At 69.6% G+C, this 25,476-nt stretch carries 15 protein-coding genes and 1 pseudogene; 6 read left to right on the top strand and 10 right to left on the bottom strand.

Annotated elements, in window-relative coordinates:
* The first annotated feature begins 5 nt into the window (after nt 1-5).
* Together fabR and NUG20_RS18315 are read left to right on the top strand one after the other, a co-directional pair.
* Nucleotides 6-653, top strand: coding sequence for an HTH-type transcriptional repressor FabR (fabR, locus tag NUG20_RS18310; protein WP_263395842.1), 648 nt, complete (start codon nt 6-8; stop codon nt 651-653).
* A gap of 229 nt (nt 654-882) precedes the next feature.
* Nucleotides 883-1,749, top strand: coding sequence for an SDR family oxidoreductase (locus NUG20_RS18315; protein ID WP_263395843.1), 867 nt, complete (start codon nt 883-885; stop codon nt 1,747-1,749).
* A 205-nt stretch (nt 1,750-1,954) separates the two neighbouring features.
* On the opposite strand, the gene NUG20_RS18320 is transcribed toward NUG20_RS18315, so the two are convergent.
* Together NUG20_RS18320 and NUG20_RS18325 are read right to left on the bottom strand one after the other, a co-directional pair.
* Nucleotides 1,955-2,860 carry an NAD(P)H-hydrate dehydratase gene (locus NUG20_RS18320; RefSeq protein WP_263395844.1) on the bottom strand — a complete coding sequence of 302 codons (906 nt, stop codon included), beginning with the start codon at nt 2,858-2,860 and terminating at the stop codon, nt 1,955-1,957.
* Nucleotides 2,857-3,612 carry a histidine phosphatase family protein gene (locus tag NUG20_RS18325; protein WP_263395845.1) on the bottom strand — a complete coding sequence of 252 codons (756 nt, stop codon included), beginning with the start codon at nt 3,610-3,612 and terminating at the stop codon, nt 2,857-2,859. The genes NUG20_RS18320 and NUG20_RS18325 overlap by 4 nt, the downstream gene beginning before the upstream one ends.
* Nucleotides 3,613-3,865: 253 nt before the next feature.
* On the opposite strand from NUG20_RS18325, the gene NUG20_RS18330 reads away from it, so the two are divergent.
* The 3 genes from NUG20_RS18330 to NUG20_RS18340 all read left to right on the top strand — a co-directional run bounded on the left by NUG20_RS18330 (nt 3,866) and on the right by NUG20_RS18340 (nt 5,981).
* The gene (locus NUG20_RS18330; protein ID WP_263395846.1) at nt 3,866-4,378 is read left to right on the top strand and encodes a ferritin-like domain-containing protein; all 513 of its coding nucleotides are present in this window, start codon (nt 3,866-3,868) and stop codon (nt 4,376-4,378) included.
* A 67-nt stretch (nt 4,379-4,445) separates the two neighbouring features.
* A complete protein-coding gene (locus tag NUG20_RS18335; protein ID WP_263395847.1) occupies nt 4,446-4,952 on the top strand; it encodes a YciE/YciF ferroxidase family protein in 507 nt (168 codons plus the stop codon).
* 120 nt (nt 4,953-5,072) lie between these two features.
* Complete coding sequence (locus tag NUG20_RS18340; protein WP_263395848.1) at nt 5,073-5,981, top strand: manganese catalase family protein; 909 nt, start codon at nt 5,073-5,075, stop codon at nt 5,979-5,981.
* A gap of 51 nt (nt 5,982-6,032) precedes the next feature.
* Here the strand turns inward: NUG20_RS18340 and NUG20_RS18345 are convergent, their stop codons facing one another.
* Together NUG20_RS18345 and NUG20_RS18350 are read right to left on the bottom strand one after the other, a co-directional pair.
* Nucleotides 6,033-6,569 carry a hypothetical protein gene (locus tag NUG20_RS18345; protein WP_263395849.1) on the bottom strand — a complete coding sequence of 179 codons (537 nt, stop codon included), beginning with the start codon at nt 6,567-6,569 and terminating at the stop codon, nt 6,033-6,035.
* A 27-nt stretch (nt 6,570-6,596) separates the two neighbouring features.
* Nucleotides 6,597-7,238, bottom strand: a complete 642-nt coding sequence (locus NUG20_RS18350) for a DUF6766 family protein (protein ID WP_263395850.1) — start codon at nt 7,236-7,238, stop codon at nt 6,597-6,599.
* A gap of 225 nt (nt 7,239-7,463) precedes the next feature.
* Here NUG20_RS18350 and NUG20_RS18355 point away from each other — a divergent pair, with 225 nt between their 5' ends.
* Nucleotides 7,464-8,195 (top strand): SOS response-associated peptidase, encoded by a 732-nt coding sequence (locus NUG20_RS18355; RefSeq protein ID WP_263395851.1) that lies wholly within the window; start codon nt 7,464-7,466, stop codon nt 8,193-8,195.
* Between the two features lie 37 nt (nt 8,196-8,232).
* Here the strand turns inward: NUG20_RS18355 and NUG20_RS18360 are convergent, their stop codons facing one another.
* The 6 genes and pseudogenes from NUG20_RS18360 to NUG20_RS18385 form a co-directional block, all read right to left on the bottom strand.
* Nucleotides 8,233-8,694 (bottom strand): hypothetical protein, encoded by a 462-nt coding sequence (locus tag NUG20_RS18360; protein WP_263395852.1) that lies wholly within the window; start codon nt 8,692-8,694, stop codon nt 8,233-8,235.
* A 583-nt stretch (nt 8,695-9,277) separates the two neighbouring features.
* A pseudogene (locus NUG20_RS18365) lies at nt 9,278-11,356 on the bottom strand (methyl-accepting chemotaxis protein); the annotation flags it as partial.
* 179 nt (nt 11,357-11,535) lie between these two features.
* Nucleotides 11,536-12,342: a YiiX/YebB-like N1pC/P60 family cysteine hydrolase gene (locus tag NUG20_RS18370; protein ID WP_263395853.1), complete on the bottom strand. Its 807-nt coding sequence runs from the start codon at nt 12,340-12,342 to the stop codon at nt 11,536-11,538.
* 665 nt (nt 12,343-13,007) lie between these two features.
* The gene (locus tag NUG20_RS18375) at nt 13,008-14,027 is read right to left on the bottom strand and encodes an OmpA family protein (RefSeq protein ID WP_263395854.1); all 1,020 of its coding nucleotides are present in this window, start codon (nt 14,025-14,027) and stop codon (nt 13,008-13,010) included.
* Nucleotides 14,028-14,037: 10 nt separating this feature from the next.
* Nucleotides 14,038-17,418, bottom strand: coding sequence for an Ig-like domain-containing protein (locus tag NUG20_RS18380; protein ID WP_263395855.1), 3,381 nt, complete (start codon nt 17,416-17,418; stop codon nt 14,038-14,040).
* Nucleotides 17,415-25,160, bottom strand: a complete 7,746-nt coding sequence (locus NUG20_RS18385; protein WP_263395856.1) for an SdrD B-like domain-containing protein — start codon at nt 25,158-25,160, stop codon at nt 17,415-17,417. Before NUG20_RS18385 ends, NUG20_RS18380 begins: the two co-directional genes overlap by 4 nt.
* Nucleotides 25,161-25,476: the final 316 nt, after the last annotated feature.

Genomic DNA, 25,476 nt, shown 5'->3' on the forward strand with positions numbered 1-25,476 from the left:
CGTCCATGACTTCCACGCCCCTGCCCCTGCCCGAGGACGCGCTGCCCGCGCGCAAGAGCGCGATTTCGCGCGAAGACCTGCTGGCGGCGGCATTGAAGCTGATCGGGCCGCACCGCAGCGTGTCCACGCTGAGCCTGCGCGAGGTGACCCGCGAAGCCGGCATCGCCCCGAACAGCTTCTATCGCCAGTTCCGCGACATGGACGAACTGGCGGTGGCGCTGATCGACCTGGCCGGCAGTTCGCTGCGCACCATCATCGGCCAGGCGCGGCAGCGCGCGGCCGGCAGCAACCGCAGCGTCATCCTCAGCTCGGTGGAAACCTTCATGGAGCAGCTGCGCGCCGACGACAAGCTGCTGCACGTGCTGCTGCGCGAAGGCACGGTCGGCTCGGACGCGTTCAAGCGCGCGGTCGATCGCGAACTGAACTACTTCGAGGAAGAGCTGCGCGTGGACCTGATCCGCCTGGCCGCGCTCGACGGCACGCCGCTGCACGAGCCGGCGCTGGTGTCCAAGGCGATCACCCGGCTGGTGTTCGCGATGGGCGCCACCGCGATGGACCTGCCGCCGGAGAAGGACCCGGAACTGGTGCGGCAGATCAGCGCGATGCTGCGCATGATCATCCTCGGCTCGCGCACGATCGCCGCGTCGGCCTGACTCCGTCGCGCTGCGCCGCGGTCCGCGACCGCATCGCGGCAACGTTCGGCGTTTCATAGTCCCTCTGCGCGTGAAATCCAACGCTCGCGGGGCGTATTCGAGCATGCGCGCTTGGCCGAGCACCCGCGACAGCCGCACCGCGGTTGCATACGCGGCGACGACGCGGTCTTGGCCGGATCTTTACCCGCACGCTTGCAAGGTGGCGCTTCCCCCGAAGCAGGACACCGCCATGCCGATCCCGAACTATCCCTCTCCCCCGTTCAAGCCGCAGCAGCAGTCGTTCCCCGGCCTGACCGACAAGATGGACCCGAAGCCCGATCACGGCGAGGACAGCTACGTCGGCCATGGCCTGCTGCAGGGCAAGCGCACGCTGATCACCGGTGGCGACAGCGGCATCGGCGCCGCGGTGGCGATCGCCTATGCGCGTGAAGGCGCCGACGTCGCCATCGCCTATCTGCCCAGCGAGCAGCACGACGCCGAGCGGATCGGCCAACTGCTCGAGACCGCCGGCGTGCGCGTGCTGCTGCAGCCCTGCGACATCAGCGACCGCGCGCAGGCGCAAGCGCTGATCGAGACCGTGACCGGCACCTTCGGCGGGCTCGACGTGCTGGTCAACAACGCCGCCTACCAGCGCTATTTCCAGAGCTTCGACGAGATCACCTTGGACGAATGGGAAAAGACCTTCGCCACCAATGTGCACGCAGCCTTCAACCTGGTGCGGCTGGCGGTGCCGCACATGCCCGAGGGCGGGTCGATCATCAACACCGCCTCGGTCAACTCCAAGAAGCCCACGCCCAACATCCTCCCCTACTCCACCACCAAGGGCGCGGTGGCGAACATGACCATCGGCCTGGCCGGGCTGCTCGCCGACAAGAAGATCCGGGTCAACGCAGTGCTGCCGGGACCGATCTGGACGCCGTTCATCCCGGCCGGCATGGCGGCCGAGGAAGTGAAGGAATTCGGCTCGCAGACCGCGTTCGGCCGGCCCGGACAGCCGGTGGAACTGGCGTCGACCTACGTGCTGCTCGCCTCCGACACGTCCAGCTACACCTCCGGCGCCCTGATCACCATCGCGGGCGGCGCGGCGACGCTGTAGAGCGCGGGACTCGGGGACTCGTGGCTAGAACGCGGGGGTATTGAACAAACAGCACATGGGCAGGCGGCGTCGGATTTTCTGCGCCGCCCCGCTCGCGAAGCCCTACCGAGTTCTGTCCTTCAAGTTTCGAGTCCTCGGCCCGAGTCCGGGCCAGCGCTCAACAACAGCCGACATCGAAGTTTCGGCGCCGCCAAGCCCCGGGGCTCTACCGACTCCCGTTCTTCGAGTCCCGAGTCCCGGGTCCCGAGTCCCGGCTGAGCAAGCCAGGCACCTGCGCCGCGATCTCGCGCGCCAGCGGCCCCAGCGTGCCGATCCGCCGTGCCAGCAGTGCGCCGGCACGCGCATGCAGATGCACGCCCCATACCGCGGCCTGCGTGCTGTCGGCGCCGCGCGCCTGCAAGCCGCAGATGATGCCGGCGAGCACGTCGCCGGAGCCGGAGGTGCCCAGGCAGGGGCTGCCGCCGCGGTGCACCCAGTGCGTCCCGTCCGGCGCCGCGATGACCGTGGTGGCCGACTTCAGCACCACGATCGCGCCGCTGTGCCGCGCGTAGTCCAGCGCGATCGCGGTCGGATCGGCGGCGATGCGTTCGATCGCGATGCCGCTCAGCGCGGCCATCTCGCCATGATGCGGGGTCAGCACGATGCGGCCTGGATCGGCCATGCCGCGCGTCTCCACCAGCGCGCCGGCGTCCAGCACCACCCCGCAGCCGGTGGTCGCGAGCAGTTGCGCGATGCGCGCACGCAGCGCCGGCTTGCCGCGCATCCCGGGGCCGATCAGCAGCGCATCGGTGCGGGCGACGTCGCGCCGCAGCGCCGCGCCCTCCAGGCGCAGTTCGCCGTCGGCGGCGACCGGCAGTCCCACCACCCGCGCCTCGGGCAAGGCGATCGCCATCGCCGTGGCCACCGGCCGCGCGGTGGCGACCTGCAGCTTGCCGGCACCGGCGCGCAGTGCCGCCTCCGCCGCCAACAACGCCGCGCCGGGAATCTCGCAGCTGCCGCCGATCACCAGCACGCGCCCGCGCTGTTCCTTGCCGGTGACGCCGGCGGCGCTCGGCAACGGCCAGCGCCGCAGCAGTGCCGCCGTCACCGCGATCGCGCGCGTGCGGGTCATCGCGGTCCGCCCGGCTGGTCGGACGCGGTGGTCACCGGCACCTCGAACGGCACCGCATTGGCCTGGACCAGGCCGAAACGCGGTGCGCCCTCGCTGTCTCCGATGGCGTATTCGGTGACGCTGCAGTTGGGCACGTCGTTACCGCGGTCGATGTCCAGGATCGCCGCTTCGTCCAGACGTTCGAGCAGGTAGCGCATGCAGTTGACGATGACCTGGTGGGCCACGATCAGCACGCGCTCGCCGGCATGGTCGCGGCGCAGTTCCTCGACCACGCTGCGCAGGCGCAGGATCACGTCGCACCAGCTCTCGCCGCCGGGCGGCCGGAAATAGAACTTGCCGACCGAGGCGCGCTGTTCGGCCAGTTCCGGAAAGCGGCTGGCGATGCCGTGGCGGGTGTAGCGGTCGAGGATGCCGAATTCCTTCTCGCGCAAGCGCTCGTCCAGCACCGCAGCCGCCGGCGGCAACCGCAGCGCCTCGCCGATCGCCGCGCAGGTCTGTTGCGCACGCAGGAACGGCGAGGTCAGCAGGACGCTGGGCCGCTGGTCCGCCGGCAGCGCCGCGAACCAATGTCCGAGCTGTTGCGATTGCTGCAGGCCCAGTTCGGACAACGGCGTGTCGGCGTCGCGAGTGGCGATGTCGATCAGTTCCTGGCCGGAGGCCTCGGCAAGGTCGCGGGCGACGTTGCCCGCGCTCTGTCCATGCCGCACCAGCCACAGGCGCTGCGGCCAATCGGCGTGATCGAGTTTCGGCACATGGGTCTCCTGTGAGGGTGAGCCGCACGAGCCTGGCGTGGCGGCCGTGAACGCGCGGTCGCCACGCAGACGATGACGCGCGCATTCAGCGTGGGAGAACGCTGCGCTCCTCGCAAAGCGTTCACCCTTCATTGAATCCGCACTAACGCCAGGCGGTCTAGCTTGGCCTCCACGGGGACAAGACAGCGAGTGCGCAACGCCACGATGGCGTAGCGCCGAAGTTGGAACCCGCACTTCCTTTGGAGAAACATTCATGACGCGAAGCAATACCGAGCGCCTGCTGAAATGGCTGCAGGACGCCTATGCGATGGAGCAGGAGGCGAACACGATGCTGACCGCCACCGCCGGCCGCCTGGAGCACTATCCCGAACTCAAGGCGCGCATCGAGCAGCACATCACCGAAACCCGCGACCAGTCCGAACAGGTGAAGCGCTGCATCGAACTACTCGGCGGCTCCATCCCCGCCATCAAGGGCGCGGTCGCCAGCGTGATGGCCACCGTGCACGCCGCCGGCAACTCGATGATGAGCGACGAGGTGGCCAAGAGCCTGGGCATCAGCTACGCCTTCGAACACATGGAGGTCGCCAGCTATCGCGCGCTGGTCATTGCCGCCAAGGAGGCAGACCAACCGCAGATCGCCGAGATCTGCGCCGCCATCCTCGACCAGGAAATCGCCATGGCCGAGTGGCTGATCGAACACCAGGAGGCCACGATCCTGGCCTTCCTGAAACGCGAACGGACCGAAGGCCAGACGGCCAAGCACTAGCATCTGCCGAACACGCGTCCGCGCACTTCCCGCTCCACCCACCTACCAACCACGGAGATCCATCGACATGGCCATCAAGACCATCGACGAACTGTTCCTGCACGAGCTTTCCGACATCTACAGCGCCGAGAAGCAGCTGACCAAGGCGCTGCCGAAACTGGCCCGCGCCTCGACCAACCCCGATCTGCGCGCCGCCTTCGAGACCCACCTGGAGGAAACCCAGGGCCAGATCGAGCGCCTCGACAAGATCGTGGAGATCCTTGACCTGCGCCTGAAGCGCATCAAGTGCGCGGCGATGGAAGGCCTGGTGGAGGAAGGCAAGGAAGTGATCGAGTCGATCGAAGCCGGCCCGGTGCGCGACGCCGCGCTGATCGGCGGCGCGCAGAAGGTCGAGCACTACGAGATCGCGTCCTACGGCACGCTGGCGGCGATGGCCAAGCAACTCGGCAAGACCGATGCGCTGAAGCTGCTGCTGGAAACGCTGGAAGAAGAGAAGTCCACCGACGAGAAGCTGACCCTGCTCGCCGAGCAGGGCGGCAACGAAGCAGCCGCGCAGAAGCGCAAGGCGGCCTAAACCGCCCGATCGCGGCGCCGGCACCCGGCGCCGCGGTTTCTTTCCCAGACGCCCCATGCGTCACGACGCCTGCACTGGTCCGTTGTGGCTTTGCCCTGGGCGCACTCCAGGAGATTCCCCATGTTCATGCACAACAAGCGGCTGATGTACACGGTCCGCGTGGCGCAGCCGGATCCGGCGCTGGCCTCGCTGATGCTCGAGCAGTTCGGCGGGCCGCAAGGCGAGCTGGCCGCCGCCATGCGCTATTTCACCCAGGCCATCGGTGAGGTCGACCCGGGTCGCAAGGACCTGCTCTACGACATCGCCACCGAGGAACTGAGCCACCTGGAGATCATCGGTTCGATCATCGCCATGCTCAACCAGGGGCCCAAGGCGGTGCTGTCCGAAGGCATGGCCGAGGCGGAGGAGATGCGCAATCTCACCATGAACAACAGCACCAGCCAGACCCAGCAGATCCTGTATGGCGGCGGGCCGGCGCTGGTGAATTCCAGCGGCGTGCCGTGGACATCGGCCTATGTCGATTCGATCGGCGAACCGACCGCCGACCTGCGCTCCAACATCGCCGCCGAGGCGCGCGCCAAGATCGTCTACGAGCGGCTGATCAACGTCACCGACGATCCAGGCATCGTCGATGCGCTGAAGTTCCTGATGACCCGCGAAGTGGCGCACCAGAAGTCGTTCGAGAAGGCGCTGTACGCGATCGAGCCGAACTTCCCGCCGGGCAAGCTGCCGGGCGATCCGGCGTTCACCGACAAGTTCTACGACATGTCGCAGGGCGAAGGCGACTTGAACGGTCCGTGGAACAGCGGCAGCCAGTGGGAGAAGGTCTCCGACCGCAATCGCCAGGCCGCGGTGGACGGCGGCAGCGGCGTGCCCAGCGTCGGCCTCAGTCCCGCCGAGGAGAGCGCGCTGCAGGCGCTGGCGGCGCGCACGATGTCGCAGCCGGACAGCGATCCGACCACCGGCGCCGATCTCGGCGCAGGCCCCGGCGCCGGCTCCACCAAGGGCAACATCACGCTGCAACCGTAACCGCAGGGCCCGCAGCGGCGAACGCGTTTCGCCGCTGCACGCTGCTTTGCCTCAGGCGCGGCGCGGGCCATTGCGTCGCACCCGCGCGCGCAGGCACGACAACGTTTCCGCCAGCGCCGGCAGCACGGTCATCGCCAACGCCGGCACCAGCACCGCGATCCACAGCGGCGCTGGCAACGTCGGAGCGCGCCACGCCAGTCCCCAGCCGGCCTGCAGGGCCGCGCTCCCCTCATGCGTGGCGACCCATGCCAGTCCGATCCACGGCGCCATGTCCAGCACGCTGTGCACGTGCTGCTCCAGCGGTCCGATGGCGCGCACGCCGTAGGCCACGCGGGTGTCCCAGTAGCCGACCAAGGCGTGCACCACCACCAGCAACGCTATCGCCGACAGCTGCGCCAGGCCAGGCTGCAGACTCAGCCACGCGAGCACAGCCAAGCCGACGCACAGCAACTGCAGATGGTGCAGCAGCGACTCGCGCAACCCGGAGGTGTGCGGCAGATCGCTGCGCCGGTGCAGCAGGAAATCGCCCAGGCCGGCGCTCAGCCACAGCAGGTACGCGATGTAGGCGAAGGGCACGTTCGTCTGCATGGACCATCCTCCCGAATGGCGGCCCGGTCAGCTCCCGGTCTGCGTGTGCGGCGCAGGCACTGGCTTGGACTGCGGCGAATCCTTCTGCCGCAGCCAGATGGTCAACACCACCAGCGAGAACACCGCCAGGAACTCGCTCTGCCAGTTCTGCATCGACTCGAACCAGAACTGCGCGCTGCCCAGATGCTCGAGGAAGGAAATCGTCGGCAACCGCTGCATCGCGCGCTCGGCCAGTTCGTGCCGCCAGCTGCCCAGCGCGTGCAGCACGAAGCTGGTCAGGAACAGCAGGCCGAACGCCAGCGCCAGCGAGTGCTCGTACAACTTCAACCAGATGCCGCCGGCGCGTACCGGCCATGGCGTGGTGCCGGGCGCGATGGTTTCGTCTTCCTCGTCCGGCGGCAATGGCCGCGATTCCGCCGAGCCCCACTGGCGCAGCTTCACCGTGAGCAGCACGTACATGCCCATCTGCAGGAATTCGCTTTCCCAGTTCTCGAACAGCGCGCCGACGAAATGGCCGCTGCGCAGGTATTCCCAGAACATCAGCGGCGCAAGGCCCTGCTGGCGCAGTTCGTCGTTGTACGCGTGCTGGCCGCTGAGCGCCTGGCCGCCGATGAACAGCAGGGTCAGGCCCAACAACACCAGCGACAAGCCATTGCGTTTAAAGAACATGCGTGGACGTCTCCTCCTGCACCGCACCCGCGGCGGTCGCCTGGGTCGGCGGCGACTATGCCCGCGGCCGCGGGAAGACAGGATGAAGAAGAAGCTGGCGCAGCATCGCGCATCGCAGTCCGGCGGCGCGATGCGTTGCTGCGCAGGCAGCAGCGCACGCCCGTCTTCACCTGCGCTTGTCCGCCCCGCGCACTAAGGTGGTGGCATGGGCAACGCGAGGAACCGATGAGACGCTTCGTCCAGGCCTTCGGCATCGAGGACGACCTGCCCGCGCGGCTGGACCCGCCGCTGCGCGAGGCGCTAGCGGCATATCCGGATCACTACAACCTGGGCAAGGGCGACGTCGCGTCCGTGATCCTGTGCCGCGACGGCACGCCGCAGGTGGAGCGCCTGCAGTGGGGCATCGTGCCGCGCTGGTCCAAGACCCCGGACACGCCCTACACCACCGTCACCGCGCGGCTGGAACGCGCCGCGCGCAGCCGCATCTTCGCCGCGCCGTGGAAGAGCCAGCATTGCGTGATCCCCTTGTCCGGCTATTACAAATGGGACCGCAGCCGCAAGCCGGCGCAGCCCTATTACATCCACCATGCCGACGGCGAGGTGCTGCTGGCGGCAGGGCTGTGGGAACGCTGGGAACGCGGCGAACCGGTGCTGCTCAGCTTCAGCATGCTGACCCACGCCAATGCCGCCATTCCCGCGCCGCTGACTGCGGACGGACCGATCTTCCTGGATGGCGACCGCTGGCGCAGCTGGCTGCGCGGACCGCGGCTGTTTCCTGCCGCGTTCCTGGCGCGGGCGCCGCAACCGGCGCTGCTGGCCTATCCGGTGTCGCCGGCCTATCAGCGCCGCGAGCGCAACGACTACACCTTGCTGGAACCGGTGGATGCCGATGCCGCCCGGCTCGGCGATGCTGCCGACGCGGGCGCGGATGAGGACGAAGACGACGAAGACGAGTGACACGCCCCTCGGCGCGCTCGCGCCGCGCGCGCGAACGTCACCAATCGAAACCGGCGACGAACATCTTCTGGTCGGCCGCGCCGCGAGCGCAGCCGGCTGAGGCGATCACATGGCCGGCCTCCAGCTTGCCGCCGATCTCGCGCACGGCCTGCGCCTCGCGGATGCAGTCCGGCCCCACGCTGCCGCGCAGCGGCGGTCGCGGATCCGCGCGTATGTGCTCGACCAGGACGATGCGGCTGCCGCGATTGAACGGCTCGATGCGCACCTTGCCGTGGCGGTCCGGACTGAACCCGCACGGTGCCGGGATCGCCAGCGCCAGCAGTTCGGTCTCGCCGCGCAGCAGTGCGCAGTGGCCGCCGCGCTCGCCCAACTGCGCGTCGCCAGCGCCGAACGCAACCTGGGTGAGCAGCGGCGCGACCGCGGATGCGAGCGGATCCTGCGCAGCAGCGATGGAACTGGCCATGGCGAGCACGGCAGCGAGCACGGCACGAAGATGCATCAGGCGAGTCCTTGCTTGAACGGGGGCGGCACAGTGTGGCAGATGCGACCGCGGAGCGGCCTCGTGCACCTCGCAGCTGGATCGCCAACGCAAACGCCTGGACTGCAGAGGACCGCTGCCGCCGTTCCTGCAGTGCACCCGGACCGGCCTGGCGCCAACCATGTGGGAGCGACTTCAGTCGCGACGGGCTCTACCGGGAAGGCCCGTCGCGACTGAAGTCGCTCCCACACGTGGCGTCACCTTGCTCGGATTGCGTTGGATCGCCTTGCGTCGCGTGCGGCGTGGCATGACGCCGCGGTCGCCGACCGCGGCCAGCGCAGAAACGACGACGCCGATGCGCTAAGGCATCGGCGTCGTTGCCGGCAATGGCGTGCGTTGCCGGCGCCGTGGCGCAGGCTCAGAACTCTTCCCACTCCGAGCTTTCCGCAAATGCACCGCCGGCCTTGCTGCGCGCGAGCGGGCGCGCCGCCGGTGCCGGCGTCTTCTTCAGCGGCGTGCGCGCGGCGGCGACCGCGCGGACCGGTGCCTGCACGGCCACCGGCCGCGGCGCGGCCACGGCGGCGATCGGCTGGGCGCCGCCGGCGAGGCGGAACACCGCCACCGCGCGGGTCAGGTCCGAGGCCTGGTCTTCCAGGCTCTTCGCCGCCGCGGTGGCTTCCTCCACCAGCGCCGCGTTCTGCTGGGTGGTCTCGTCCAGCTGCATCACCGTCTTGCTGACCTGCTCGATGCCCGAGCTCTGCTCGGCGCTGGCCGCGGAGATCTCGGCCATGATGTCGGTGACCCGCTTCACCGAGGTCACCACCTCGGCCATGGTGGTGCCGGCCCGCGCGACCAGGGTCGACCCCTGCTCCACTTCCTGCACCGAATCGGAGATCAGCGTCTTGATCTCCTTGGCCGCCGCCGCCGAGCGCTGCGCCAGCGAGCGCACTTCCGAGGCGACCACGGCGAAGCCGCGGCCCTGCTCGCCGGCGCGCGCGGCTTCCACCGCCGCATTCAACGCCAGGATGTTGGTCTGGAAGGCGATGCCGTCGATGACCCCGATGATGTCGGCGATGCGCGCCGAGGCGGCGCTGATCGAGGCCATCGTGGTGACCACGTCCTCGACCACGCGGCCGCCGCTCTCGGCCACTTCGCCGGCGCCCAGCACCAGTTGGTTGGCCTGGCGCGCGCTGTCGGCGTTCTGCTTGACCGTGGAGGTCAGCTCTTCCATCGACGCGGCGGTCTCTTCCAGGCTCGCCGCCTGCTGCTCGGTGCGCACCGACAGATCGCTGTTGCCGCTGGCGATCTCGCCGGCCGCGGTGTTGATCGACTCGGCCGAGCGCTGGATGCCTTGCACGATCGAGGTCAATTGCTCTGCGGTGCGGTTGGCGGCCTCGGCCAGCTGGCCGAACGCGCCCTCGTAACTGGCGTCCACGCGCTGCGACAGGTCGCCGTCGGCGATCGCGCCCATGATCCGGCCGACGTCGGCCAGGCCGCTTTCGGCCTGCAGCATCAAGCGGTTCAGCGCTTCCACCATTTCCTTGAACGCGAACTGGTAGCGCGACTCGTCGCCGCGCGCGGAGAAATCGCCGCGCGCCGCCGCATCGGCCAGGCGCGCGATGTCGCCGTTGATCGCCGACAGGTTGGTCTTCACCGCGTCCAGCGCTTCGTGCAGCGCGGCGCGCTGGCCGGGCAGGCGGCGCATGTCGCGGCGCAGGTCGCCGCGGCCGTATTCGCCCATGATCGTCATCGCTTCGATGATCGCGTCCAGGTGTTCGAACAGGGCGGTGTTCATGCCGCGTGCCAAGGTGCCGTAGTCGCCGGGAAAATCCTCCGGCATGCGGTGGCTGATGTCCTCGCCCTGCTGCAGCCGCACCAGCGTCTGCATCTCGCCGTTGAAGCGCTGCAACTGGGTCTGCATCTGCTGCATGCTGGTCATCAGCTGCCCGGTCTCGTCGCGCGACTCCACCTTGATCGCATTGTCGAAGCGGCCCGAGGCGATGGCCTCGGCGGTGCGGGTGGCGGCGCGCAGCGGGGTGACGATGGCGCTGGCGATCAGCCAGCACAGTCCGACCACCAGGCCGACCAGGCCGGCGCCGATCACGGTCAGGATCTTGGTGAAGCCCAGCGCCTCGACCTGGATGTCCTCGGCATAGACGCCCATCACCAGCACCCAGTTCCACTGCGGGTACAGCTTGGCGTAGCTGATCTTCGGCAGCTGCTCTTTCTTGCCCGGCTTGGCCGCGCTGTAGTAGCTGAAGCCGTCGCCGCTGGTCACCGCGGTGCGGATGTCGCGGTACACGTATTCGCCGGCATCGCTCTTGTAGCCGCTCATGTCGGTGCCGACCTTGCGCTTGGGATGCATGACGATGCGCATCTGCGGGTCGAGCATGAAGAAGTAGTCCACGCCACCGTTGGTCTTCATGTCGGCCAGCGCGGCCTTCGCCGCCTCCTGCGCCTGCGGCTCGGTGAGCTCACCGCGCTTGGCCTTGGCGGCGTAGTGCTCGATCACGCTGATGCCCATGTCGACCTGCGTCTTCACGCTCTGCTTGCGCGCGGCGACCAGGTCCAGGTACTGCAGGCGCGCGGCGGCGACCGCGAGCAGGACCACGCCGATGGCGAGCAGGGTGCACAGCACGACGAACTTGCGCGACATCGGCAGGTTGGCGATGCGGCGGCGCAGGAAATGGATGGGATTCATGACGATCCTGATGGCGATGCGGTGAGGTATATCCACTGATATCGGCCACAGGCATTTCAAACTTGACGCCTGGTCGGCTGCCAGGCTGAAGCGTTGTGATCGGGCGCACCGTTTTGTGCGCTCGCTCACTTTCAGGCGACGTCTGCGAGCGTCACCCGTCCCTACAGGACAGGCTGCGGCGCGGGTTGGCGCTCGCGTCGGCGCTCAGCCGCGTCTTCGTCGGCATCGCCCTGCCATACCAGGCGATGGAAATCGAAGCCGGCCTGCAGGCGCGGCTTGACCACGTCGAAGTACGGCGAGACGTCGAAGTCGCGCGGCAGGTACAGGCTGTGATGGCGGTTGTGCAGGATCTCCGCATCCTGCGCGTCGGGCATCGGCGCGTGGCCGATCCCCGGCAGGATCGGGTAGCGGATGGCGCCGAATGCCTGCGCCAGCAGGGTCGAGCAGATCGCCTTGGTCGGCTCGCCGCTGCCCAGTTCCAGGAAACGGCGCTTCACCGACGAGGGCAGCGGCGGGGTGCGGATCAGGTAGCGCGCCAGGTCGAAGATGTTCTTCAGGTCGTAGCTGTTGCCGACCCGGCTGACCATGTAGTCGACCAGTGTCGCGATCTCCTCGGCGCGCAGCCCCACCGGGCGGCAGATGCGCGTGTGCAGGCCGGCGAACTCGCGCAGGCCGACCAGGCGCACGCCGACGTTGATGTCCACATCGCAGAAGGTCGGCGCGTCCGCGTCCGCCGCCGGCCCCAGGTGATCGCCGATGTACAGCGCGGCATGCGACCAGGTGGACTGGCTGAGGTACTTGATCGCGGTCGAGAAGCGGCTGTTGCCTTCCACCAGCAGCACGTCGCCCTTGCGCAGCGCCGCCTGCAGCAGCTGCGGCGGGCTGGTCGGCAGTTCCGAACGGTGCCGCCGCGGCTTGGACAGGAACTTGGCCAGGTGGCGCCCCAGCAGGCGTGGCAATGACAGCATGCGCGTGACCTCATGGACGGCCCGTTCCGGGCGGCGAAAGCGACTTCGCTTCTCCATGATGGCGGCGGCGGTGGGAGATTCTTGAGCGCAGCCGTGGCCGTGTTGCGGCTTGTGGCCCATCTGAGCGTTATTGGCGGCGCGATGCCTTCCCTTCTCCCATCGGGAGAAGGTGCCCCGAAGGGGCGGATGAGGGTACGGGCGAAGCCTGGTGCAGCCGAACATGCGAGGGCTTCGCCCCCGTACCCTCACCCCAACCCCTCTCCCGGGGGGAGAGGGGCTTGAAGCCTTATGCCTCGTGCTGCACAGGCGGCTGACGCGCTTCCCTTCTCCCATCGGGGCCATGGCCCTTTTCGGGGGAAGGTGCCCGAAGGGCGGATGAGGGTACGGGCGCAGCTCGGTGCAGCCGAACATCGCGAGGGCTTCGCCGCCGTACCCTCACCCCAACCCCTCTCCCGGGGGGAGAGGGGCTGAAGCCTGACACTGTGCGGCGCCGCTGCCTTCCCTTCTCCCTTCGGGACCATGGCCCCCTTTTTGGGGGAAGGTGCCCCGAAGGGGCGGATGAGGGTACGGGCGAAGCTCGGTGCGGCCGAACATCGCGAGGGCTTCGCCGCCGTACCCTCACCCCAACCCCTCTCCCGGGGGGAGAGGGGCTTTAACGCGTGCGGTCAGTCGCCGCGGCCGACCACCAGGCGCACTTCGACGCGGCGGTTCGGCAGCAGGCATTCCAGCAGCGCCGCGCGCGGCTTGACGCCGGCGCACTGCTGCACCTGCTGGCTGTCGCCGCGGTACTCGTAGCGGATGCGGTCTGCGGGAATGCCGCGGCCGATCAGCAGCTCGCGCACGGTGCGCGCACGGCGCTCGGACAGGCCCTGGTTGTAGTCGTGGCCGCGGCCGTCCATGCGGTCGGCATGGCCGACCAGCTCCACCTTCTGCAGGGTCAGCTTCTCTTCGGCGATGCGCGCCAAGGCGCGGTCCAGGCTTTCCAGCGAATGGGTGCGGATGTCCTTGTAGCCGTCGCGGTCGAACTCGAACAGCACGTTGGCCACCAGCGGGATCGGCGCGTCGACCGGCGTGTCCGGCCGCTCCGGTCCGCCGCACTGCCGCGCCAGCGCCTCGGCATCGTTGACCATGTCCTCGGCGATCTGGATGTAGGGCTTGGCATGGCGCCATTGCTGCTGGTTGAACTCGTTGCCGGCGTGCACCAGCTCGACTTCGCCGCAGGCCGCCGCCTGCTGCGCGCAGCTGAAGCCGGCGGTGCCGTGCAGCGCGCGCAGGCGCTGCCACAGGTCGTCGCGCAGGTACTTGGCGTCGTTGACCAGCGGGGTTTCGGTGGGGATCGTGGTGGCGCCCTGCTCCATCAGCTGCACCAGCTTCTCCGATTCGCTGAGCGCGCCCTGCGGGAACGCGCTGCGGTCGTTGCGGGTGTACTCGTGGAAGGACACGTCGAGCCAGCACTGCGCCTTGGACAAGGCGTAGTCGCGCACCGGGCGGCCGCCATCGTTGAGCGCCTGGATACGGTCCTGGACGGACTGGTAGCCGTGCAGATCGGCGGCGATGGCCTCGTCGCTGATGCGTTGCTGCTGCGGCAGCAACTGGGTCTGCGCGTTGCCGGCAGCACAGGCGCCGAGCAGCAAGGCGGCGGCGACGGTGCGGGACAGGACGAAGCGGGAGTGGGTCGTGGTCATCATGGATTCCTCAGCGCGCCGGGTCGCGGTAACGGACCGGATCCCGGCGGAACAGGTCTTCGTCGAATTTGAAGCGCAGGCGCAGGAACGCGCCCTGCTGCGTGTACTCGTAGCCGGACAGGTCGCGGTCGGCCTCGTAGCCGGACCAGTTGTAGCCGGCCGACAGCCACAGGTTCTGGCGCAGCAGCCGTCCCACTTCCAGGCCGTAGGCGTACTGGTTGGAACCCAGCTGGCCGCGGAAGGTGGAGCCGAGCACGCCGATGTCCCAGTTCTCGGTGATGTCGTAAACGACGCGTGCGGACACCAGCACCGCATGGAAGCGGCTGTCCACGCGGCCGCCGTCGGCATACGCGAAGCGGTCCTGCTGCCACTTGCCGGCCACGCGCCCGGTCAGCCACCACGGCCGCGACGGATGCCAGTCGGCATGGGTGGAGACGATGTGCGCGCGGCTGCTGATGTCCTGGCTGCTGCCGTCCACCGCCTGCCCGTCGAGCAGGGTCAGCCCGCTCTCGTCGCGCTCCAGCTTGTACTCGTAGCGGGCCAGCGCGTTGATCCGGTTGGTGTCGGTATCGCGGTAGGCCACGCCCAGCTGGAAGCGGTTCTGCAGCACGTCGCCGCGCGCGGCGTAGTTGGTCTGCAGCAGGTAGTTGCGGCCGAGCAGGGTCCAGTCGCGGCTGAGCTTGCGCGCCAGCATGAACTGCACCAGCGTGGTGTCGAAGGCCTCGTCGGTCTCGGTCTCGGCGACGTCGCCGCTGATGCGGTGTTCCACCCGCACCGAGCCGCGCCATAGCGGGTTGGCGCTGTAGTCCAGCGCCAGCGCCAGGCCGGTGGCATCGCCGGTGTTGCCGTCGTAGATCTTCACGTGCTCGGCGGAGCTGCTCAGGCGCAGGCCTTCGCGCACGTCCCAGGTGTTGCGGATGCCGGAGGCGGCCTGCACGTCGCGGCCGCTGATCGCATCGCGCATGCGGTACTCGGAGAACGCCTGGGTGTCGCGCACGTAGCTGCTGTCGATACCGAACACCAGCGCATCGGCCTCGCGGTCGACGGTGGTGATGCCGTAGGCGCTGGTCAGGCCGGTCTGCTTCTCGTAGCGGCCGTACAGGCGGCTGCGTTCCAGCACCTGGTAGTCGACGCCGGCGGCGACGCGGTTGCGGTCCTCGCCGGACACGCTCTGCTCGTACTCGGCGCCCAGCGACAGCTTCGCGCCGATGCGGTAGCCGGCGCCGATGCGGGCGCTGTCCGATTCCAGCCGGGTGCCGATCGGCAGGTCGCTGGCGGTGCCGGTGACGGCGCTGCTGGAACCGATCACCGGCAGGCCGGTCAGCGGATCCAGCGGCTGCTGGCCGTAGCCGAGCGCGCCGCCGCCGGAGCCGGTGGCGAAGCCGCCGGTGAGGCCGCCGCTGTTGCCGTAGCCGGTGTCGGTGGACCACGGCGAGTACGCGCCGACCGTCTCGCGGATCGAGCGCAGGCCGAAGTCCAGGGTCAGCTTCTCGGTGGCGCCCACGCGCACGCCAGCGCCGCCGGCGTCGCGCTTGCCGCCGTCCGGATTGCGGTCCTCGCTGCGCAGGCCTTCGACATACAGGTCCACGCGCTCGGTCAGGTGGTACTCGACCTTGGCGTTGTACTCGCCGCGCCCGCCAAACAGCGGCGAGGCCGGGTTGTTGAACGCCGGATCGGTGCGCGCGGCGAACAGGTTGGCGTCGAGCTTGGTGCCGTCGTGGCCGAACTCCACGCGCCAGGCGTCGCCTTCGACGCGGCCGCTGAGATCCTGCAGGCCCGGGGTGGCGATCTGGTTGATCGAGTTGGTGTTGATCTCGCTCTGGGTGCGCGCGAACTCCGCCACCAGCGCGGTGTTGGGCCCGAAGCGGTAACCGGCGTTGACGCTGCCCATGCGGAATTCGGCGAACGGGTTGCGGTCGTCCACCACCGCCGCGCCGACTTCCAGCGCATCGGTCAGCCGCAGCTGGCCGTCGGCGCCGTACACCCAGAAGCGCTCGGTGCCCTGGTCCAGTTCGTAGGTGATGCGCAGCGAGACCGGATTGAGGTTGCTGTCGTACGCGGACAGGAACTGGTTGAGCAGGATGCGCCCGGAGAACGGCTCGAAGCTGTAGTCCACCAACCGCGACAGCGGCTGCACCGAGACGATCCGCGAGGGCTGGTTGCGGTCGCGCACGACCACTTCCACCCGCTCGCTGCCTTCCAGCACGGCGTTGTTGCGCAGCGCGTACGGGCCGCTGCCCTGGCTGGCGAACTCCTCGATCACCTGGCGCAGCGAGTCCTGGATGGCGAACACGTTGGTGCGCACGCGCTCGTTCTCGTAGTGCCAGCCCAGGCCGGTAGCGGTGCGGTTGTAGGTGCCCAGGCTGCGCTGCGGCATGCTGCTGCGCGCGCCGATGCCGGTCGCGGTGGCCAGCGTGTCGCCGGTCTGGAAATCGCCGTACAGCAGGTAGCTGCGGCGGTTGTCCACCCGCACGTACAGGCGCTCGGCCGAGCGCGCATCGAAGCCACGCAGCGAGGAGTCGCCGTACACCGGGTAGTACTCTTCCGGCTGGATGTCGCGCAGCAGGCGCCCGCGCACTTGCTTGTCCGAATCGTAGGCGGCGGTGAGCAGGTACTCGCCCTTGATCCGGCCCTTGACGAAGAACGCGGTGCGCGCCGAGGCGTTGGCCTTGCCGTTGTTGAACTGCTTCTCCCAGCGGCGGATGTCGCGCTCGAACACGTCGTCGTGGTCGACCGGGGCGATCAGCCCGCTGTTGTCGCGGCGGCGGAAATTGACCACGCCTTCGATCAGGCCGGTGGCGATCATCTCGCGCATTTCCGGCACGAAGCCGATGGTGCCCTCGGCGCTGTGGGCGCCGGCGGTGACCCGCAGCACCACGTCCTGCGGTTGGTCCGGCGCCAGCAGGTCGAACTCGGCCACGCCGTCGCGCACCGGCAACTGCACGCCCGGCGTGACCTTGTCGGAGTCGGCCGCGCCCGGCCCCAGCTCGTCGGTGCGCGAGCCCGGCAGCAGGATGCGCCCGCCGGTGTGCTCGATGGTGGCGAAGTGCTCGCCCTGCAACGGCTTGCCGGCGTCGTCGAGCAGACGCACGGTCACGTGCACCGGGGTCTGGCCGTCGGCCGGCGCGCCATCGCGGTCGACCTCGACCTGCACCTGGTCCATGCCCTGCGCGGCGCGCGCGTCGAGCGAACCCGAACGCGGCGGCGCCAGGGTCTGCGCGGCGGCGTCAGCGCTGCCCGGCGTGCGCGGGTACAGCGTGCCGGCCTCGCCCAGCACCGGGGTGAAGCGGCTGCTGCCGACGGTCTGCTGGGCCATGGCCGGCAGCGTCGCCAGCGCGCAGGCCAGCAGGGTCAGCCGCGGCAGGCGGCGCGTCGTGACGGGCCGGCTCATGGCTGCACCTCCGCAGGAACGGTGACATCGGGCGGTGGCGTACCGCGTGGCTTGACGATCGGCGACTGCGCCGCCGAGTCGGTGGCCTGCTGCGGGGCGCGCGTGGGCTTGCTGCTGAAGCGCAGCGGCGCATTGCCGGTTTCGGTCTCCGGCGCGCGCACCTCGCCCTGCGTACGCCGCGCCTTGACCTGCTCCAGCACCGGGTTGGAACAGCTGCCTTCGATGAAGTCGGCGCGATGCAGCTCGCCGTTCTTGAGGTCGATGAACAGGCTGTCGGCGTCGCCCAGGTTGCGGTTGCTGCTGGTGGTCAGGCGCGCACCCTGCGGCAGCGTGCTGGCGTCGACCTTCAGCGTGTGGCTCTGCGGCGGCAGGCCGCAGTAGCTGTACTTGCCTTCCGAATCGCTGATCACCCAGGTGCCGTCCTCGAAGTACAGGCGCACGCCGGGAATGCCGATCTCCTCGCGGTCCTGCACATGGTTGACGTTGCAATCCACGAATACCTTGCCGAGCACACAGCCCTCCTCGGTGAACACGCCGCCGGTGACGCGCACGCGGTACTGCGCCTGGTTGGACGGCAGCGCGCCGGAACGCGGCTGCAGCGAGACCGGGTCGAGACAGCCGCCGGCGATCGAGCAGCCGTGCGCCTGGGCGCGGTTGATGCCGTCGCCCTGCTGCGCGCCGACGCCGATGCGCACGCGGTAGGTCAGCGCGATCTGCTGGCCGACCTGGATCGGGCCGGCGCTGAAGCCCAGCGTCGGACCGGGCTTGCCCAGCGGTTCGGGCACGGCCACACCGTTGGCACGCGCGGTGCCGTCGATGTAGGTGAAGCCGCGCGGCAGGCGGTCGACCACGTTGACCATCTGCAGCGGGCTGCCGGCGGTCTGGCGGATGGTGATGGTGTATTGCACGGTGTCGCCCACTTCGGCGGTCTGGCGATCGCCGGTCTTGGTGATGGCCAGGCCGGTGGCTACCGCGGTATCGAGCGGAATGTGGTTGTGCACGATGCCGGCGGTGGCCGACCCGGCGAACAGCCGCAGGTAGTATTGGGTCGCGGTGCCGACCGGACCGGTCGGCGCCAGCGCGTTGGGCTGCACCTGGTAGTTGCTGCCCACCGCGCCGGGCGGCGACAGCGAGTTGCCTTCGGCCGGGATCAGCGTGGAGACGAACACGTAGCCGCCCGGCGGGGTCACCGTCAGCTGGAATTCGCAGCGCGCCGGCGCCGCCGGGCCGAACAGGAACTGGTAGTAGCCATCGTTGCCGACGGTCATCGACACCGCGTTACCTTCGATGCGGTAGCCGCCGGCCTGAGTGTTGAGCAGGCTGGTGGCCGGGTCGTAGCCGGCGCAGACGCCGACCGGGGCCAGGGTGACGATCGCACCGGGCACCGGATCGCGGGTGACCGCGTCGTAGACCACGCCCGACGGATCCACCGGCAGGCTCTGCTGCGGCAGGTTCTCGCCGGCCTTGAGCACCACTTCCAGCTGGCTGATGCCGCCGTCGCTGACCCGGCACGAGCTGGTGCTGCCGTTGCTGATCGCCGCGTCGGCGGCGCACGGGGCGGCGGCGCCGGAAGCGGTCTCGCCGCTGACCGGGAACGCCCAGATCACCCCGGAGCTCGGATCGCGGAAGCGGATGTGCCACTTCTGTCCGGGGATCACGTCGCCGAAGCGGTAGCTGCCGTCGGCGGCGCTGAGCGTGGTCTTGACCACCTGGCCACTGGTCGGATCGACCAGTTCGACGATCCAGTTCGGCAGGCGGCGATCGCCGCCGTCGAGCAGGGTGTCGTCGTTGCCGACGTCGAACCAGACCGTGCCCGTCACCGAGGCCGCCAGCTGCACCTGCGTCGGCAGGCGGCAGGCATTCTGGGTGATCGCCGGATCGCACACCGGCAACTGGGTGACGTCGCCGTCGAACGCGCCGCGCTCGGTCGGGGTCGGGCTGTGCGCGGCATCTTCGCCGCCGCCCTGCACCAGCACCGCGTTGTTGACCGGGTTGCCGGTCGCCGCCGCGGCGCCGACCGCGACCTGCACCTGGATGCGGTCGCTGGCGGTCTGCCCGGGCGCGATCAGCGTGCTGGCGTCGCAGCTGAAGCGATCGGCACCGACCGCGCCGGCGCAGGTCCAGCCGCTGCCGGTGGGCAGCGCCGCCAGGGTCACGCCCGGCGGCAGGCGGTCCTGCACCTGGTACACGCCGGCGGTCGGACGCGGACCGATGTTGCGCACGCTGATGGTGTAGGTGGCGGTGTTGTTGACGGTGAACTTGACCGGGTCGGCGATCTTGCTGACGACCAGGTCCGGGGTGTTGGCGATCTCGCCGAAGTTGTTGTCGATCGACTGCGCGCCCGGGGCCAGGACCACCGCGGAAATCGCAGACGGCACGGTCTCGCGCGGCGTCGCCACGCCGCGGGTGGCGCCGCCGACGGTGCCGGCGGTGGTGATGCCGTTGCGGGTGTCGGCCGGCTGGTCCGGTTCGGTCACCGTGTAGGTGCCCGGACGCAGGTTCTCGAAGCGGTAGCGGCCCTGCGCGTCGGTCTGCACGGTCAGCTGCACCGCCGCGCCGAGGTCGTCGGTGCCGGTCAGCACCACGCGCACGTTGCCGATGCCGGTCTCGTCGCTGCCGACCACGCCGTTGTCGTCGTTGTCGTAGTACACGCGGCCGGACAGCGAGGCCGCCTGCACTTCGCCGAAGTCGTAGTGCTGGCCCAGCTGGTTCGCGCCGAGCACGATGGTGGCGATCGCCGACGGCGTGGTGACCACGTCGGTGGCGGTACCGCCCTTGTCGCCGGGCACGGTCTTGCCGTTGAGGGTGCCGGTCGGCTGGGTCGGCTCGGTCACCGTGTAGGTGCCCGGCAGCAGGCCGATGAAGCTGTAGTTGCCGGTCGCGTCGGTCTTGGTGGTCAGATTGACCGCCTGGCCGTTCTGGTCGGTGCCGGTCAGCACCACGTCCACGTCGGCCAGGCCGGTCTCGGTCGGGTCGATCACGCCGTCATTGTCGTCGTCGCGCCACACCTGTCCCTGGATCGCGCTGCCGCTCGGGTTCTCGCCGAAGTTGAACTCGGTGCCGTCCAGGCCCGCGCCCAGCTGGATCTGCGAGATGCGGTCGGTGGTGGCCGCATCCGGACCGCCCGGGGCGGCCACCGCGGTGCCGGCCACGCAGCTGCCCGGCGTGCACGCCGCGCCGCCGATCTGGCCGGGATTGATCGCGCTGGGACGGTTGCTGTACTGCCCGGCCGGCAGCGGCTCGCGCACGCTGTAGGTCAGGGTCGGATCCAGATCGTCGAAGCGGTAGGCGCCGTTGCCGTCGGTGCTGGTGGTGGCCAGCACGGCGCCGGTGGTGGCGTCGAGCAGTTCCACGGTGGCGCCGGCGATCGCCGGGTCGCCGCCGTCGCGCACGTTGTTGAAGTTCAGGTCGGCGTAGACCCGGCCGGACAGGCTGGGGCGACGCACTTCCGGGAAGTCGTAGCGCACCGCCGCGTCGGTCGCGCCGACCGGAACGGTGGTGTAGCTGGAGTTGGGACTGCCGGCGGCATAGGTGCCGCCCAGCGACGGCGCGCTGGCGCCGGCGACCGGCGGATCCACCGGCCCGTTGCGGTAGCCGGTGGGCTGGGTCTGGGTCAGCGTGTAGCCGCCCGCGCCGGCCGCCGACAGGTTATCGAAGCTATAGCTGCCGTCGGCCGCGGTGGTGGTGCTGCGGTTGACCGTGTTGCCGTAGGCATCGGTGCCGGTCAGCACGATGGTCACGCCGGCGATGCCGGGTTCGCCGTTCTGGCGCACGCCGCCGTTGCCGCCCGCGCGGTCGCGGTCCTCGAACACGGTGCCGGCCAGCGACGCCCGGGTGACCAGGATCGGCACGGTGGACGTGTTGTTCGGCGGGACGCGATCGACCTGCTCGGTGGTGATGGTCGCGGTGTTGTTGATCGCCGACGCGCCCGGATAGGTATCCCAGCGCACCGGCACCACGATGCGCAGCTTGCCGCCGACGGTGACGTCGCCGAGGTTGCAGGTCAGCGTGGCCGAGGCCTGAGTGCAGCTGCCGGTGCCGTTGGGCACTTCGCCGCCGCCGCCGCCCGGGATCGGGCCCTTCTTCTGCCAGGTCACCTGGCCGACGACCACCAGCCCGGCGGGCAGCGTGTCGCTGACCACGGTGCCGGTGCCGTTGAGCGGGCTGGTGCCGCTGCGGTCGCGCGACAGGCTCGCGCCGGGACCGTTGTTGATGCCGTCGATGACGTAGAAGAACGGCTGGCGCAGGCCCACCGAGGTGGCGTTGGCCGGCAGCGCCGCATCCGGATCGGCATCGGGCGCGGTGGTGATCACGTGCTTGCTCACGCCCACATCGGCGGAGGCGCGGATCGTGGTTTCCTGGCTGGCGTCGTTGTTGGCGGTGTTGCTGTCGGCCTCGGCGGACGTGGCCTGGGCCAGGTTGCTGACCGTGTCGCCGGCCGCGCCCGGCGGGGTGTCGTAGCGGTAGCGCAGGTACAGCGTGCTGGTCTGGCCGGAGGCGACCACACCGGCGACGTTGTTGCTGAAGCCGATGCCGGGCATCAGGCAGTTCAGCACCTGCACCGCGCCCACGGTCGGGTTGCTGCCGGAGGTCACCGAACAGGCGGCCGGGTCGAAGGTGCCGGTGGGCGTGGCCGAGGCGCCGATGAAGGTGACGGTGCGGCCGGACGGCGGAGTGAAGCTGTCGGCCAAGCGCACGTCGGTGGCGACCGACGGGCCGTTGTTGCGGATCGTGATCCGGTAGGTGATCAGGTTCGCGGTGGGGTTGGTCTCGTCGTAGCCGAGCGGATCCACGCCGCCGGTGAAGCCGGTGTCCACCTTGTTGGTGATCAGGTCGACCTGGCCGGCCTCGAACGGCAGCTGCGCGCTCTTGCTGTCGTCGCTGGTGTCGGTGTTGAAGTCGTAGGTGTTGCCGTCGCCATCGGTGCCCGCGGTCGCATCGCCGGTGCCGTCGCCATCGATGTCCACCACGAAGTCGGCGATGTTGTCGAACTGGCGGCCGGTGTTGCCGCTGTTGACGTTGGGCCGGATCACCACCTGCAGGGTTTCGGTCTGCTCGTTGGTGAGCGAGGGCAGCGCCGGGCACTGCACGGTGACCTGCGCCGGCGCGCCGGTCGGGTTGGCGTAGGAGGTGCCGCCGGCGTCGACGGTGACCGTCACCCCGGCGCCAGCGGTGGCGGTACAGGCGCGGGTACCGGCACCGGTGCGCTGCGCGGACACCAGCACGAAGCCGGAATCGTTGGCCGGCAGGGTGAACACGTCGCGGAAGATCACCCCGGGTACCGTCGATGGGCCACGGTTGATGTAGGACATCACATAGGTGGTGTTGACGCCGGCGCGGCCGGGCGTGCCCGAGGAAATGGTCTTGGCGGTGGTGGCGACGTTGGCCACGCGCGCGATGCGGATCCAGTCCGAGGCCTGGTTGTTGTTGCCGTTGAGCTCGCCCACCGAACCGGCCACGGCCGCATCGATGCCGACCCCGGCGGTGTTGCAGAACGCGCCGCTGATGGCGGTGCCGCCGCAGGTGCCGGCGGCCTGGTTGAAGCTGTCGAACAGCGCGCGCTGGACCTGGATGACGATCTGCGCGGTGGCGCCGTTGGCCAGCGCGGTGGTGCCGGAGCGGCAGACCACCGAGGCGCCGTTGATGGCGCAGTTCCAGCCGGCCGGGGTGGTGGTCACGGTGATCTGGGTGCGGCCGTTGACGAAGCCGGGCACGGTGTCGTTGACCACCACGCCGGTGGTGCTGTCCGGGCCGTTGTTGGTCACGGTCAGGGTGTAGCTGAGCGTGTCCTGGTTGGCCGCCAGCACGTTGTCGGCGGCGCCGACGCCATTGGTCTGCTTGGCGATGGCCAGGTCGGCGCGCTCGTCGGTGGTGCGGGTGCCCGCGCCGGAGCAGTCGTTGTCGGTTTCCGGGTCGCGGTCGATGCCGTTGCCGGTCAGCGGTTCGATCGAGCCGCCGGAGCCGCCGGTACAGGCGTTGTTGAGCAGGTTGGCCGAGGAGCTGCGCGCACGCGTCAGCAGCTGCAGGGTCGGCGCCTGCGCGCCCACCGCCAACGGCAGCGAACCGGCGCCGAGGTCGCAGGTCACGTGCTGCACGCTGGAGCCGCTGTAGGCCTGGTCTACGGAACAGGTCCACGCGCCGCTGGCGAACGGCACGCCCGGCTGCGCCACGCTGCCGTCCGGCTGCAACAGCTCTTCGCCGGTGGCCAGCGTATCCACCGTCTGCACCTGGCCGGTGGCCGGGCGCGGACCCATGTTACGCACGACGATGGTGCTGGTCATGCGGCTGTCCAGATCGCTGCCGATACCGCTCCACACCGGCACCAGCGCCGGGGTCTTGGTCTTCTGCATCGACAGGTCGGCACCGTCGGCGAGCACGGTGAAGGTGGTGCTGCCGGTGTTGTCGGCGCTGTTCGCATCCGGGGTGTCGGAGCTGGCGGTGGCGCTGTTGGTGACGTCGCCGCTGCTGTTGGTGCCGGACGCCGGCACCGTGCTCTCGATGGTGAAATCGGCCACGGCGCCGACCGCCAGGCTGCCGTTCAACGCGCAGGTGCGGGTGGCGTTGCCATTGCTGTTGGTGCAGGTCCAGCCGGCCGGCACGGTGCCGCCGGTGGCCAGGAAGCCGGTGGGCAGGTTGTCCACGAAGCGCGGATTGAGCGCGGCGCTCGGGCCCTGGTTACGGACCTGGATATTGAAGGTGACCGGCTGGCCGGAGATCGCCGGCGAGGGGTTGACGCTCTTGCTCAGCGCCAGGTCGGCGCCGGCGTTGACCGTGGTGGTCACGCTGCCGGTGTTGTTGTCGGGCAGCGGATCCGGCGTGGAGCCGGCCTCCACGCGCGCGGTGTTGACGATGTTGCCGCTGGCCGCGGTGACGCGGGCGCGGAAGGTGAAGCTGCTGCTGCCGCCGTTGGCCAGCGCACCGGCGTGGGTGGCGGTCATGGTGCCGCTATTGAAGGTCCAGCCGCTGCCGCTGAAGCTGTTGGCCACGTACTGCACCGCGGCCGGCAACGTGTCGACCACGGTGAAGCCGGCCGAGGCGCTGGGCCCGGCGTTGCGCACGGTGACGGTATAGGTGACCTCGGCGCCGGCGACGACCGGGTTCGGCGTGGCGGTCTTCTCCACGCTCAGGTCGCCCGCCGATTCCAGCGTGGTCGCTTCCAGGCGGCGGTTGTTGGCGGCATTGCTGTCGCCGGCGAAGAACGCGTCGCCATCGAGCAGCGAGGCGATCGGCGTGCTTGCCGCCGGCAGGCCGGGTTCAACGCCGATCGCGCCGCGGATCTCGATCGTGCCCGGGGCCAGGCCGACCGTGCTCACCGGCAGCTGGAAAGTCACCGGCGCGCCGTTGGAAGAGAAGGTGCCGACCAGGGTGCCGACCCGGCACTCGATGCGCTGCGGGTTGCCGGCGGCGACGCTGCAGGTGGCCGGCAGCGGTGCGCCGGCTTGGGCGCCGGCGGGCAGATCGAAGATCACCACCGCGTTGTTGACCGTATCGGCGGCGCTGTTCTCGACGGTGACGCTGTAGACCACGGTGCCGCCGGCCGGCGTCGGATCGTAACCGGTGTCGGACAGGTTGGTGATCTGCAGGTCCGCGGCCGCCGCCAGCGCAGGCGCGGCCAGCAGCAACACGGCCATCATCAGCCGCAGGCTTCGCCCCGGCAACGCCGGAACGCGGTGGTCGCCGCAGGCGACACGCGCCCACGCCCGCAATGCAGCCATGCGGCTGCCGCGCATCAGATAAGTCATGTGCCTCTCTCTCCCCAAGCATCCAAACCGGACCCACGAATCGGCGCCCCAGGCCTAAGCCGTGCGGGGCGCGCTGCGATCGGGATCGGAACCCACTCCGAAAGCGCAGGCTGGGCCTGCCGGTGTGGTGGCGCGGATTCTGCGCAGGCGGGTGCAGGCAGTCAGTAGCAGCGGTTCGCGTTCGCTCTCACTTCCTCACGCGCGCAACGAGACGGATGCCGCAACCGCAATGGGACGCCCTCGTTATTGGGCTGTGACGAAAGAATGGACGTCGGCGCAGCCGGCGAAACCCGCCAATCTGTCTACCGATCGCGCA

Source organism: Xanthomonas sp. CFBP 8443, from assembly GCF_025666195.1.
In the GTDB taxonomy this organism is placed as follows: Bacteria; Pseudomonadota; Gammaproteobacteria; order Xanthomonadales; family Xanthomonadaceae; genus Xanthomonas_A.

Excerpts from the sequence above, each read along its gene's own strand:
- NUG20_RS18335 (WP_263395847.1), top strand. The coding sequence starts at position 4,446 with ATGGCCATCAAGACCATCGACGAACTGTTCCTGCACGAGCTTTCCGAC.
- fabR (WP_263395842.1), top strand. The coding sequence starts at position 6 with ATGACTTCCACGCCCCTGCCCCTGCCCGAGGACGCGCTGCCCGCGCGC.
- NUG20_RS18345 (WP_263395849.1), bottom strand. The coding sequence starts at position 6,569 with ATGCAGACGAACGTGCCCTTCGCCTACATCGCGTACCTGCTGTGGCTG.
- NUG20_RS18315 (WP_263395843.1), top strand. The coding sequence starts at position 883 with ATGCCGATCCCGAACTATCCCTCTCCCCCGTTCAAGCCGCAGCAGCAG.
- NUG20_RS18380 (WP_263395855.1), bottom strand. The coding sequence starts at position 17,418 with ATGAGCCGGCCCGTCACGACGCGCCGCCTGCCGCGGCTGACCCTGCTG.
- NUG20_RS18340 (WP_263395848.1), top strand. The coding sequence starts at position 5,073 with ATGTTCATGCACAACAAGCGGCTGATGTACACGGTCCGCGTGGCGCAG.
- NUG20_RS18375 (WP_263395854.1), bottom strand. The coding sequence starts at position 14,027 with ATGACCACGACCCACTCCCGCTTCGTCCTGTCCCGCACCGTCGCCGCC.
- NUG20_RS18370 (WP_263395853.1), bottom strand. The coding sequence starts at position 12,342 with ATGCTGTCATTGCCACGCCTGCTGGGGCGCCACCTGGCCAAGTTCCTG.
- NUG20_RS18350 (WP_263395850.1), bottom strand. The coding sequence starts at position 7,238 with ATGTTCTTTAAACGCAATGGCTTGTCGCTGGTGTTGTTGGGCCTGACC.
- NUG20_RS18355 (WP_263395851.1), top strand. The coding sequence starts at position 7,464 with ATGAGACGCTTCGTCCAGGCCTTCGGCATCGAGGACGACCTGCCCGCG.
- NUG20_RS18360 (WP_263395852.1), bottom strand. The coding sequence starts at position 8,694 with ATGCATCTTCGTGCCGTGCTCGCTGCCGTGCTCGCCATGGCCAGTTCC.
- NUG20_RS18320 (WP_263395844.1), bottom strand. The coding sequence starts at position 2,860 with ATGACCCGCACGCGCGCGATCGCGGTGACGGCGGCACTGCTGCGGCGC.
- NUG20_RS18385 (WP_263395856.1), bottom strand. The coding sequence starts at position 25,160 with ATGACTTATCTGATGCGCGGCAGCCGCATGGCTGCATTGCGGGCGTGG.
- NUG20_RS18330 (WP_263395846.1), top strand. The coding sequence starts at position 3,866 with ATGACGCGAAGCAATACCGAGCGCCTGCTGAAATGGCTGCAGGACGCC.